Raw genomic sequence first — 9532 nt, forward strand, 5'->3', positions numbered from 1 at the left:
CAGCATGGCCCCACCTCAAACGGAGATCGCCATGCGCCACGCCGCCTTCACCCTGCTCCCCCTGCTGATTGCCGCCCCGCTCATTGCTCAAGCCGAACCAACGCCACTGCAGCGCGCCGGCGCCGCACGGTTGACGGCCGAGAAGTCTGCGGCCTGCGTGGCCGCCCAGCCCTTCTATTGGGAGATCGGCAACGCCACCCAGCCGCTGGCCGGCGGCAAGGCCGGCGAAAACGGCCCCGAGCGCCACACCGAGATGGCCATCGCCTCCGCCTCCAAATGGGTCTACGCCGCCTTCGTGGCCGAGCGCCGCCAGGGCCAGCTCAGCGCCGAGGACGTCAAGTTCCTGCACTTCCAGTCCGGCTACACCTACTACCACGTGTGCCGCCAGAACCAGAGCGTGGCGGCCTGCCAGCAAAGCCTCATCAACGGCCGCGGTCGCCTCAATCCGGCCACCGAAAACCGCTTCGACTACAACGGCGGCCACATGCAGCAGCACGCCATCCTGATGGGCCTGGGCTCGCTGGGCCCGGAGGGTCTGGCCCTTGCGATGCGGCAGTCGCTCGCACCCACGCTCGGCACGGACTGGTCCTTCAGCTACAGCCAGGCCATGCCGGCCGGCGGCGGCCAGACCAGCGCGGCAGACTACAGCCGCCTGCTGCGCGCCCTGTTGGGCGGCCAGCTGCAACTCGGCCGCTTGCTGGGCAAGGAGGCCGTCTGCACCAACCCACAGGTCTGCCCGAGCGATGCCGTGAAGACGCCCATCCCTGCGACGGAGAGCTGGCACTACAGCCTCGGCCACTGGGTGGAGGACGACCCGCAGGTCGGTGACGGTGCCTTCAGCAGCCCGGGCGCCTTCGGCTTCTATCCGTGGATCAGCGCCGACCGGCGCTTCTACGGCATCGTCGCTCGCGAGCAGCGCCGTGGCGCCCTGGGCGACGACCCCAGCGACAAGCCGGCGGTGGCTTCGGTGAACTGCGGGCGCGAGATCCGCGCCGCGTGGATGGACGGCCAGCCTCGCCGCTGAATGGAGGAGAGATGCCGCCGAAGCCGGCGCACTCCGCGAGCGCGCGCCGGCTTGGGATAACTTGCCGTCTCAGCGCATCCGGTCGGTCTCGAATGCGATGCGATCGACGCTGCCGTCGACGTTGCGGAACAGGCGCACGCGACGCATGCCGTCGGGGCTGACGAGCAGCTCGGTGTTCTCGGCGCGCCAGGTCTCCAGCGGGCTCTCGTCGAGGCTGACGCCCAGGCTGCGCACGCCGACATGGACCTTCAGCGTGCGGCCATCGTCCAGCAGAAATTCGCCTCGTGCGTCGCGCAGCATGGCGCGGCCGGTCATGGCGGGGACGGTGGGTTCCTGGGCACTCGCGGGCGCGATCAGCGTCATGGTTGCGAGCAGAGCGGCCGACAGGGTGAGGGGTCGCAGATTCGTCCAGGTCTTCATGGTGAGGTACTCCTTAGGTTCCCCGAGGCCAGTCGCCTCGGCACAAGCCATAGTGCAAACCCCATGCCAGCTCAAAATGCCAAGAACTTCACGGTCAAACGGCGTCTTCAATCAGTATTCGCCCCAGGTCTGGGCCTGAGCGCCCCGCATCGCGACACCACGCCTCGCGATGGCGCGGCGCTTGACCCTCACGTCACGTGAGGCTTCATCATCCGGCCCGTTTCATGCACGAGCCTGGATATGGACTACACGGTGGGAGAGCTGGCCAAACGGGCCGGTTTGACGGTGCGCACCCTGCACCACTACGAAGAACTCGGCCTGCTGCGCCCCTCGGGCCGCAGCGAAGCTGGCTACCGCCGCTACGGCGAAGCCGACGTGCTGCGCCTGCACCGGGTGCTGGCACTGCGCGACGCCGGCCTGTCGCTGAAGGCCATAGCGCCGCTGCTGGACGGCGAGGCGCCGCAGCCGCTGGCTGACGTGCTGCAGGCCCAGATCGAACAGGTCGAGGCTCAGTTGCAGGCGCAGGAGAGCCTGCTGCTGACGCTGCGCAATGCTGCCAAGCGGCTGGAACTGCAGGTCGATGGCGGCGATGCGGTGCAGGTGCTGCTGGACGCCATGGCCATCCGACGCGTGCACGAGCGCTGGTTCAGCCCGGAGCAGCTGCGCGCCATGCGCCGGCAATGGGAAGCCATCCCCGAGCCGGAGCGCGACGCCGTCGAGCTGGAATGGCCGCAGCTGATCAAAGAAGCTCGCGCGGCGATGGACGCCGGCCTCGACCCGGCCGCGCCCGAGGTCCAGGCCCTGGTGCGGCGCTGGCTGGCGCTGCAGAAGCAGTTCCTGGAAGTGGCGCCCGGCATGAAGGACACCATGCAGCGCATGTATGCCGCCGAGCCCGAACTGGCGCGCCAGTCCGGTGTGACGCCTGAACTGATCGCCTACCTGCGCCGCTCCAAAGAAACATTGCCCCTCGGGGAACAGTCATGAGCGACCCGCGCCGCGACCTCTTTCGCAACGCCAATTTCCGCTGGATCATCGGCGGCGGCCTGCTGTCCATGCTGGGCGACCAGTTCACGCTGCTGGCCCTGCCCTGGCTCGTCATGGGCCTGAGCCGCGACCCGCTGGTGCTGGGCACCGTGCTGGCCCTGGGCAGCCTGCCGCGCGCCATCTTCATCCTGGTTGGCGGCGCGCTGGTGGACCGCCACTCGCCCAAGGCCGTGCTGCTGCTGACCAAGTGGATCAACTTCGCGCTGCTCGGCCTGCTGGCCGCGCTGACCGCCACGGGCGCGGTCACGCTGCCCTGGGTCTATGGCCTGACGCTGGCCATCGGCCTGGCGACTGCCTTCAGCTATCCGGCCGGCAGCGCCATCCTGCCGCAGACCGTGCCGGCCACGCTGATCCAGCCGGCCAACGGCGTGCTGATGGGCGCGCGCCAGCTGGTGCTGCTGCTCGGGCCGGTGCTGGCCGGCCTGCTGGTGACGGCGGGCAGCGAGCCGGCGCTGAGCGGCCACGGCTTGGCACTGGCCTTTGGCTTCGATGCGCTGAGCTTTGCGATCTCGGCCTGGACGCTGTCGCGCGTGCAGGTGGCAGCCAGCGAGGCCAGGCCGCCTCAGCCCGTCTTCGCGGCCATTGCCGAGTCGCTGAAGAGCTGCTGGCAGGACCGCGAGCTGCGCGCCCTCTTCATGTATTTCTCGGCAATAGCCTTCTTCGTCGGCGGCCCCATCCAGGTGGCGCTGCCGGTGCTGGCCGCCGAGCGCCTGCCCGGTGGCGCCGCGGCCTTGGGCGCAATGCTGGCCGTGCACGGCCTGGGCGCGCTGGCGGGCATGGCGGTGTCAGGTCTGAAGCCGCATTGGCGCCTGTCCACGCTGGGCGGCACGGTGCTGCTGATCGACACCGTCGCCGGCTGCGTCTTCCTCGCCTTCGGCCATGTGCATGCGGCCTGGCAGGGCGCGCTGCTGCTGTTGCCACTGGGCGCCCTGGGCGGCTTTGTGCAGGTCGCGGTCTACAGCTGGCTGCAAAAGCGCATCCCGCCGGAGATGCTGGGCCGCTCGATGGCGCTGTTCATGTTCATCGTCATGGGGCTGGCACCGCTGGCTTCGGCGGCAGCCGGGGCGGCGCTGCGGGTGCTGGACGTGACGCAGCTGTTCACGGCGGCGGCGTTGTGCCTGCTGGGGGTGGTTGCGTTAGGGGCGTTGTTCACGCCGATTCGGCGGATTGCGTATCTGGAGGCGATGGGTTGAGCAGGATTCGGCTCGCAATGGACCGCCGCATTGCAGCGGTTGCCGTCATCGGCGATCAGCCGCCGAGTTCACGCTGCCTGGCAGGAAGCAGTCGCCGGCGCACCTGGCCGGCTGACGGCTTCAACGACCGGTGTCGAGGGCGCTACGGTCATCCAGCCTGGCCGCCCGCGGCTGTCGCCGTCAACTCGCGCCGGAATGTCTGCTGCTCGAAGCGTTGGAATGGCGCTGTCGACCCCGAAGCGACATTCAGGTGGGGGCGAAGCAGTCGTTCGAATCGACCCCCGATTTGCTTACTCGCCCCCAACTTTGATTGGGTCGCGGCTACGCGGGGTCGGTTCTGGCCGTAGGTCGCCACAGTATCGGACCGCCACATCCACCTCTATCCTGATGGGAATGAACACGAGGAGGGTCCATGCAATTCATCGTCGGTGGTCCTGACGTCCCAGAAGAACTGCTCCGGGCGCATGCGGATGGACGCGTCGTCTTCTTCTGTGGGGCAGGAATCTCCTACCCTGCGGGCCTTCCCGGCTTCGGAGACCTGGTGAAGAAGATCTACGCCCACATCGGAATCGAGCCCGATGACGCGGAGAAGGAGACCCAGCGCCTGTTTCAATTCGACGCGACGCTAGATCTACTTGGACGGCGGGTCGCCGGCCAACGGCTCACGGTGAAGCGAGCGATGGCCGAGGTTCTTCGTCCGGATCTGGCCAGGCCGGGCGCGACCGACACACACGAAGCTCTGCTCCAACTCTCTCGCGTCGAGGGAGGCTCCCTGAGACTGGTCACCACCAACTTCGACCGCATCTTCGAAGATGTGGCTGATGCGAAGGGGCAGCTAGTCCAGACCTTTGCAGCGCCCATGCTTCCGATACCCAAGAGCAGCCGGTGGAACGGGGTGGTCTACCTCCATGGACTGCTGCCGAAAGTTCCAGATGATGAGGCGCTGCATCGGCTGGTGGTCACCAGCGGCGACTTTGGCCTCGCCTACCTCACGGAGCGATGGGCCGCACGATTCGTCAGTGACCTGTTTCGCAACTACGTTGTCTGCTTCGTCGGGTACAGCATCAACGATCCCGTGTTGCGCTACATGATGGATGCGCTTGCTGCGGATCGCATCCTTGGCGAGGCGACGCCGCATGCGTATGCGTTCGCGGACTTCCCTACGGGCGAGGAGACGGCGAAGCAGGCAGTTTGGGAGGCCAAAGGAGTGGTACCGGTCCTCTACGAAGCACCAGCGCACAACCACGATAGCCTCCACAAGACGCTGAAGGCCTGGGCTGAAACTTATCGTGATGGTGTCCTCGGACACGAGCGGATCGTCATCAAGAATGCGATTGCGCTTCCTTCGGCGAGCACGAGGCAAGACAACTTTGTAGGTCGCGTGTTGTGGGCGCTGAGCCATAGATCCGGGCTTCCAGCCAAGCAGTTCGCAGACCTAAAGCCGGTTCCGAGCCTCGCTTGGCTCGAGCCGCTGTCGGAGAACCGCTACGGGCACGTTGATCTGCCCAGATTTGGTGTTGCGATCACCGCCCAAGCCGACGAGAAGCTTCGCTTCAGCCACGCGAGCCGGCCTTCGGCGTACCTGCACGCTCCTTGGATGCAACTGGTTACCGGCGAACGAGGTGCCGAGTTGGACGACGTGATGTTCCAGCTGGCGCGCTGGCTGCTTCGTCACCTGAACGACCCTGCGCTGTTGCTTTGGCTCGTCCGTTTCGGCAACGAGTTGCATCCTCGCTTCATCTCGTTGATCGATGGGAGGTTGAAGGACCTCGCTCGAATGAAGCAGGAAGGCCGGACGACCGAGTTGGACGAGATCGCCGCATCGGCGCCGAATGCCATTCCCGGCCCCCTGATGCTGACACCCTGGCGGCTTCTCCTCACAGACCGCGTAAAGACGTCGCGGTTCACGGACCTCTACGGCTGGAGGAGTCGGGTTCGGAATGAGGGCCTGACGACCACGTTGCGACTCGAACTGCGGGATCTCCTCGCTCCTAAGATTCGGTTCAGGAAGCCGTTCCGGACGGAAGCAGAGGCGCCCGCCGACGCTACACGCCTGAAGCAGCTTGCAGACTGGGAACTCGTCCTGACGTCGGACCACGTTCGCTCGGCCTTGAGGGACCGTCACGCCGAAAATATTGACGCGCATCTACCGGCGCTGCTACCGGAGTTCCAGCTACTTCTTCGAGATGCCTTGGACCTGCTCGTTGAGCTAGGCGAGGCCGATGAGCGGCGAGACAGATCCACCTGGGACATGCCCAGCATCGCTGAGCATTGGCAAAATCGCTTCTTCCACGATTGGGTGACTTTGATCGACCTGCTGCGAGATGCATGGCTCGAAGTCAGACTCAAGGACCCGGCACAAGCCAGGCGTATCGCGGAAGGCTGGTTCGACCTCCCGTATCTGACGTTCAAGCGGCTGGCACTGTTTGCGGCAAGCCAGGACGCAGCGATTGACGGCCGCGTGTGGGTGCTCTGGCTATCGGACGCCGAGGGTTACTGGCTCTGGTCCGACGGGTCGCAACGCGAGGTCATGCGGCTGCTGGCAACCCAGTCCGCTTCTCTCCAACGAAAGGAGCTCGCACGGCTCGAGAAGCTGATTCTTGCTGGGCCGCCAGACAGCGTGAAGCCCGAAGGCGCTGATGCGGTCCGGTGGCGATCTACGGTCCAGCGAATGACATGGCTTCGCCTTGCAAAGATCGGCGAAGGAGGTGGGACGCTCGGCACAAGAGCTGCAGCGCGTTTAGCGAAACTAGCTGCCGGAGGTACCTTTACTGACGCCTCACCGCACCAGCAGGAAGAGTTTCCCTTTTGGATGAGCGGCAGCGGCGACCCCGACTACGAAGCGACGATAGCGGTCGACATCGCGCCGCTGAAGCGTGGCGAGCTTGTCGCATGGCTCGAGAAGTCGCCACGCGAAGGCTACCCCTTCTACGAAGATACCTGGCGAGAGACCTGCCGCGACCACTTCGCACGATCGCTGACTGCACTTTGTCAGCTGTCAGGGCGAAACGTCTGGCCTATCCATCGCTGGGTTACCGCCTTGCAGGTGTGGGCGGAAGAGGGGCGTGTGCGCAAATCCTGGCAGCATGGCTCTGCCCTTGTACTGGCAATGCCAGCCGAAGTCCTGCAGGAGCTGTCTCACAACTTGGCCTGGTGGCTTGCTGAGGTCGCGAAGTCTCTTCGGCATGCAGAGCCATTGCTACTGGAGCTGTGCCGCCGCATCCTTGCGTTGACCTACGAAGAGGAGCCAGAGCCGACTGATCCTGTTGGCCGAGCGATCAACCACCAAGTGGGGCATGTCACGAACGCTCTGCTCAGTCGTTGGTTTGCGCGCAAGCCTGGAGATGGCGAGGGACTGCCAGACGACATCAAGCCTTTCTTTACGCTCCTGTGCGAGGCGCCAGTCAGTGCATACAGAAACGGCAGGGTTCTGCTCGCGGCCAACGTTGTCGCGCTGTTCCGGGTAGATCGAAGCTGGACGGAAAAGTACCTTTTTTCAGGCTTCAACTGGACAACCGATCCAACCGAAGCCGCCGCGCTTTGGCACGGGTTCTTGTGGTCTCCACGTCTATATCCAGACCTCATGGTCGCCATCAAGGACGAGTTCCTTGCCATCGCAAATCACTGCGCGGAGCTCGGGGATCACGCCAATCAGTACATCAGCCTCCTAACCTACGCTGGGCTCGACAAGGTCGAAGGATACGAACCAGCCGATTTCCGTGGAGCCATACAGGCGCTGCCGGGCGACGGAATTAACACCGTGGCTCGTTCCCTCGCGCAAGCGCAGGAGAGCGCGGCCGATCGCAAGGAAGAGCATTGGGACGGCCGTGTCGCGCCGTTCCTTCACGACATCTGGCCAAAGTCGCACAACTTGCGATCCCCTGGCATCAGCGACTCACTAGCTCGCCTCAGCATTGCCACCGGCGACCGCTTTCCATATGCTCTTCACGCAGTAGGAAGCTGGCTGGTACCCGTCAGCCACCCGGACTACGTCGTGCACCAGCTGCACCGTGCAAAGCTTTGTCCACGCTTCCCCAGAGAGGCGCTAACCCTTATGAACGCGATCATCTCCGATCAAGCGTACGTCCCGACAGACCTTCAGACCTGCCTCAACGAGATCGTCGCAGCAGACGACGCACTCTCCGGTGACGACCACTTCAAGCGGCTCTCCGAGTTCGCGCGTCGGAAGGGGCTGTAAGCGGACTCATTGATGGGCCAGATCCGACGGACTGTCATCACCGTTCTGATCTTCTGTGGTCCGCCGCCAGTATCGGTCCAGCGCGAGACCCCTCGAACGGCGGCTATGCGCGATTCCCGCGAGTGACCGCTCCTGGCCGCAACCTCCAGTTCGCGGCCTGCGCCAAAAGCTGCCGTTCGGCCTGGCCGGGCTCGAGCTACCGGTTCTTAAGGCCGCGAGCTCACCTTGCCCACCCGGAGCGGAAATCGGCGGCGCCCGAGCAGACCGCCAGAAAGCAGACGCTCAAGCTTTGACCTGAGAGGCGACGCCCGGCTTGCCGGGTGAGTGCCACAGGGGCTGGGCCACATGCAACCGTACCCACAGCCGCTCCTCAGTCCGGCAGCAAGTTGCAGCTCGCCGCCGCGGTGTCCGCAGTGACCTCGGCAGGCTGGCCCTGCTCGTAGCCAGCTAGGCGTTTCTTGAAGTCGACAAAGGCAGCTGCGGGGATCGGCTCGGCCTTGGCCATGACGTCCAGCTTCGAGATGGCCATGCGCTGGAAGCTCATTGCCGCCTTGAACTCGCCGGCGCGAGCTGCCACAGCCGCGAGCGTGTCCAGGGCGAACGCGTTGTTGTCGCGTTGCATGGCCTCCATCGCATAGGTCTTGGCCGTCTCCAGATCGCGCTCAAAGCCGTCCTGGGTGCACGTGGCGTGGAGCCAGGCCACCTCGTTGGGCGCAGCCTGCGAGATCGCGCCGTTCTCCGGTGCGCCGTTGCTCGGATTCATGGAGGCCTTGAAGAGCTCGTCGGCCTTGCTGCAGCTGAACGGCACGATCTTGCCGCAGGAGTAGTAGCTGGCCAGCACGAACTGGGCGTGCTGGTTCTTCTGAGCAGCAAGGCTGGTGACTCGCGGCAGCGCAGCGGCGTACTTCTTCTCCTCGATCAGCTTGAACAAGGACATCGGGATTACGTTGCTCGCGCCCGTGGCCTTCTTGCTGGCGTCGGCAGCCAGGGCCGCCGGGCTGTGCGCGAAGGCTGCGGCCAGGGTCAGGAGGCCAAGCGCTCGCTGGAGAGTCGGCGCGCTGCGTGTACGGGGGCAGCGCAGCGACGCACGGCTGTTACAAGGGTTCGCGACCATCAGAAGGAGTCGAGCAGCTGCTGGGCAGCGGGATCGAGCATCATCCGCTGAGTGAAACAGTCCGCGAAGTCGATGCACAAGGTGTCATGTGGGGTGATGCTGGAACGTTGTACTCCTGGGTGCGAGAGGCGCCTGCCCGCGAAGGGAAGTTCCAGGACGCTTGGCTTGTGCTGCAGTACTACTAGCTACGGCCAGCAATTGTTTCGAACGTGAGTATCCGGTCAAGGTCAATGTCTGCTGGTGGCGCCCCAAAGGGAAACCGGGTCCCGGCCAGGAGCGGTCTGTGGTCAATGTCGGCTTGCTGTCGCGTCGACAGTCCAGCGGACACCTTGATCGCATGCTCGAATGTTGGGCAGAAATCGTTAACGATCCACCTACAACAAGTTAGACCCGAATGAACCTCCTTCGCCTTTCGGATCTCAGCGGCGCCGACCTTCTCAAGGTCTGGGATCTTGTGGCCAGTCCGCCAACGCAGTTGTCTGGCACGGTCGCTTGGTCCTTCGAGGGTAACGGCATCCGGACTCGAACGACTTTCATCC

General features: G+C 64.8%; 6 protein-coding genes. 4 read left to right on the forward strand and 2 right to left on the reverse strand.

Translation table 11 applies throughout. The features are described from left to right. Positions 1 to 31 precede the first annotated feature (31 nt). Positions 32 to 1024 carry a hypothetical protein gene (locus tag AC1DW0_RS18225; protein ID WP_477947209.1) on the forward strand — a complete coding sequence of 331 codons (993 nt, stop codon included), beginning with the start codon at positions 32 to 34 and terminating at the stop codon, positions 1022 to 1024. A gap of 69 nt (positions 1025 to 1093) precedes the next feature. Here the strand turns inward: AC1DW0_RS18225 and AC1DW0_RS18230 are convergent, their stop codons facing one another. Next, positions 1094 to 1444 carry a hypothetical protein gene (locus AC1DW0_RS18230; RefSeq protein WP_056194526.1) on the reverse strand — a complete coding sequence of 117 codons (351 nt, stop codon included), beginning with the start codon at positions 1442 to 1444 and terminating at the stop codon, positions 1094 to 1096. 240 nt (positions 1445 to 1684) lie between these two features. Between AC1DW0_RS18230 and AC1DW0_RS18235 the strand changes: the two genes are divergently transcribed. From AC1DW0_RS18235 to dsr1, 3 genes are all read left to right on the forward strand, one after another. Continuing rightward, a complete protein-coding gene (locus AC1DW0_RS18235) occupies positions 1685 to 2428 on the forward strand; it encodes a MerR family transcriptional regulator (RefSeq protein WP_477947212.1) in 744 nt (247 codons plus the stop codon). After that, positions 2425 to 3681 carry an MFS transporter gene (locus AC1DW0_RS18240; RefSeq protein ID WP_477947214.1) on the forward strand — a complete coding sequence of 419 codons (1257 nt, stop codon included), beginning with the start codon at positions 2425 to 2427 and terminating at the stop codon, positions 3679 to 3681. Before AC1DW0_RS18235 ends, AC1DW0_RS18240 begins: the two co-directional genes overlap by 4 nt. 412 nt (positions 3682 to 4093) lie before the next feature. After that, positions 4094 to 7879, forward strand: coding sequence for an anti-phage defense-associated sirtuin Dsr1 (dsr1, locus tag AC1DW0_RS18245; RefSeq protein ID WP_477947216.1), 3786 nt, complete (start codon positions 4094 to 4096; stop codon positions 7877 to 7879). A gap of 370 nt (positions 7880 to 8249) precedes the next feature. Here dsr1 and AC1DW0_RS18250 read toward each other — a convergent pair whose 3' ends face one another. Further along, entirely contained in the window at positions 8250 to 8816 is a 567-nt protein-coding gene (locus AC1DW0_RS18250) for a hypothetical protein (RefSeq protein WP_457356552.1), read from the reverse strand. Positions 8817 to 9532 lie beyond the last annotated feature (716 nt).

The sequence above is a fragment of the Roseateles sp. P4_D2 genome (assembly GCF_056401875.1).